Source organism: Streptomyces sp. P5F9 (assembly GCF_057961495.1).
The window spans coordinates 1-2,493 of sequence record NZ_JBXVPZ010000788.1 but is presented as its reverse complement, the minus strand read 5'-3'; the positions used below and the strand labels follow the sequence as shown (position 1 = coordinate 2,493).

General features: G+C 69.3%; 3 protein-coding genes. All 3 read right to left on the bottom strand.

Annotated features, from left to right (window positions below; all coding sequences use genetic code 11):
- On the bottom strand, nucleotides 1–311 hold a 311-nt coding region (locus AC31A1_RS50075; protein WP_489659704.1), incomplete at its 3' end, for a hypothetical protein.
- 52 nt (nucleotides 312–363) lie between these two features.
- Nucleotides 364–1,239 carry an RNA polymerase sigma factor SigF gene (locus AC31A1_RS50070; protein WP_489659705.1) on the bottom strand — a complete coding sequence of 292 codons (876 nt, stop codon included), beginning with the start codon at nucleotides 1,237–1,239 and terminating at the stop codon, nucleotides 364–366.
- Between the two features lie 203 nt (nucleotides 1,240–1,442).
- Nucleotides 1,443–2,297 (bottom strand): DUF1206 domain-containing protein, encoded by an 855-nt coding sequence (locus tag AC31A1_RS50065; RefSeq protein WP_489659703.1) that lies wholly within the window; start codon nucleotides 2,295–2,297, stop codon nucleotides 1,443–1,445.
- Nucleotides 2,298–2,493 lie beyond the last annotated feature (196 nt).

Sequence of the window (2,493 nt, the reverse complement as noted above, 5' to 3'; positions counted from 1 at the left end):
CGCCCACCCTGTCCCCCCTGCCTGTCCTCGACCACCTCGTCCACCTGCTGCGGGAAGCACTCCAGCAGCTGCGCGCCGGTGCCGTCCATCCCGTGCAGGCCGCGTGCCCAGTCGGTGGTCCAGGCCTCGTGGGAGATCAGGTCGCCGTAGAGGAAGACGCCTCCGACGGTGAGCGTGATGGGCAGGGCGGCCTCCGCGTCCTGGCCGATCAGCCGTACCAGCAACTGGAGTTGGACGTCGGGCACGGGCTCCGTCACGATCGGTGCGGCGGGCTGGTGCAGGGGATCGTGGCCGGTGCTCGTGGTGCTCATGCGGCGTGATCCTTCCGGTGCCGCGCGAGGGGAGAACTGTCGGGCGGGCGGATCACGTGGGCAGGAGGCCGGTGCGCAGCTTGGCGAGGGTGCGGTTGAGCAGGCGGGAGATGTGCATCTGCGAGAGGTTCAGCTCACGGCCGATCTCCGCCTGGGTCAGCTCCGGGCCGAAGCGCATCTCGATGATGGTCCGCTCCCGCTCGTCGAGCCGCTGCAGCAGGGGGGCGAGCGTGTGGAGGTCCTCGAACAGCTCCAGCGCCGGATCGTCGTCGCCCATCGTGTCCGCGTACTTGGGCGCGCTGTCGGACTCGTCGTCGCCGCTCGGGGTGTCGATGGACCCGGCGACATAACCGTTCGCGGCGACCAGGCCCTCGATGACCTCGTCCTCGGACAGCTCCAGGTGTGCGGCGAGTTCCTTCACCGTGGGCGTGCGGCCCAGCTCGGTGCCGAGGGTCTCCTTGCTCTTCGCGAGGTCGACGCGGAGTTCCTGGAGGCGGCGCGGGACGTGCACGGCCCAGGTGGTGTCGCGGAAGAAGCGCTTGATCTCGCCGAGTATGTAAGGGATCGCGAAGGAGGTGAACTCGACCTCGCGCGACAGGTCGAAGCGGTCGATGGCCTTGATCAGACCGATCGTGCCGACCTGGATGACGTCCTCCGTGTCACCGCTGCCCCGGTTGCGGAACCGGCGCGCCGCGAAGGACACCAGCGACAGGTTCATCTCGATCAGCGTGTTCCGGGCGTACTGGTACTCGCGGGTGCCCTCCTCCAGCTCCTTCAGCCGGTCGAGGAAGATCCGGGACATCACCCGCGCGTCCTTGGGAGCGACCTTGGCCCCGTCCTCGATCCACGGGAGGTCGTCCACGACATCCGGTGCTCCCGTGCGGACAGGAGCAGTTGCTTCGAGAGCCTTCTCGGAGGAAGCCACGATGCCGCCTTAACTGGAGAACAGGACGAACGTCGCGTGCCCCCTTCCGGCACAACCATGTCTCCCCGGACCTCACAATTCCGTGGCCGACCCGAGAACCTGCCCCGCCGGCCTCCGCCGACACGACAAGTGCGCGCACTTTCACGCCACTTCAGGGAATCTTCACATCACTTCGGCGGGTCTACGACGCTGCCGGGTACCGGGGCTCACAGGCGGCGCCAACGAGCCGAGGCGAACGAGAAGGCACCGAAGAGGACCAGCCCGACGGCGACGGCGACCAGCAGCCACGGCCCCGCCGGAGTGTGCGCGAAGGTGCGCAGGGTGGCGTCCATGCCCTTGGCCCGGTGCGGGTCGAAGCGGATGGCGGCCACCAGCGCGAACACACCCACCCCGGCGAACACGACACCGCGCGCGACGCCGCCGCCCACGCCCAGGCCCGTGACGACCTGCCGCACCCGGCGGCTCATCTTCGCGGTCTCCAGCTTCCGCAGGAAACGCCGCGTCACCGCACGCACCGCGAGGGTCACGCCGACGCCGATCAGGAGGCAGCCGACGAATCCCACCAGCACCTGACCGCCCGACAGTTTCAACGCCGAGGCCGTCCAGTCCTGCGACTTCGCGTCGCTGCCGGACGACCCGCCGGCCCCGGCGGCGAAGGAGGCCGTACCCCAGCAGACGAAGCCGTAGAACACGGCCCGGCCGCCGTCCAGCAGGCGCGAACCGGCCTTGTTCTTCGGCCTGTTCGCCAACGGCGCCTGTGATGCCCGCCAGATCGCCATGCAGGCGAAGCCGACGACGAGCATCCACAGCATCACCTTCCCGAAGGGCTGCGCCGCGACCTGCTGCAACGCGCCCTGCCGGTCCGCCTCCCGGCCCCCGCCGCCGAACGCGATCTGCAGGGCGAGCGCACCGACGAGGACGTACACGACACCGCGTGCGACGAATCCGGCGCGGCCTGTGACGGCCAGCGCCTGTTTGGCCTCGGCCTCTCCCGGTGCGTGACTCCGGTCGGTCGAACTCGCCCTCCGGGGGCCCCACTTGTGCGTGTGCGACGAGGTCATGACGCCTTCCTGGAAACACTGGACGAGCCGAGACGCGGACGCACGGCACGCGTCCCGTACTGTCGCGTGCCCCCGGCGGAGACTTCGATGTGCGTCGCGGGGGCGGCATCGCCCGATCACGGCACAAGGGCCCCTCACAGCTGTTACTTTCCCTTTCAAGATCCTTGGATCTTCTGTCCCCTCCCCACCCACACAC

What these genes read in the sequence shown, in the direction of transcription:
- AC31A1_RS50065 (WP_489659703.1), bottom strand. Translation starts at nt 2,297, where the DNA reads ATGACCTCGTCGCACACGCACAAGTGGGGCCCCCGGAGGGCGAGTTCG.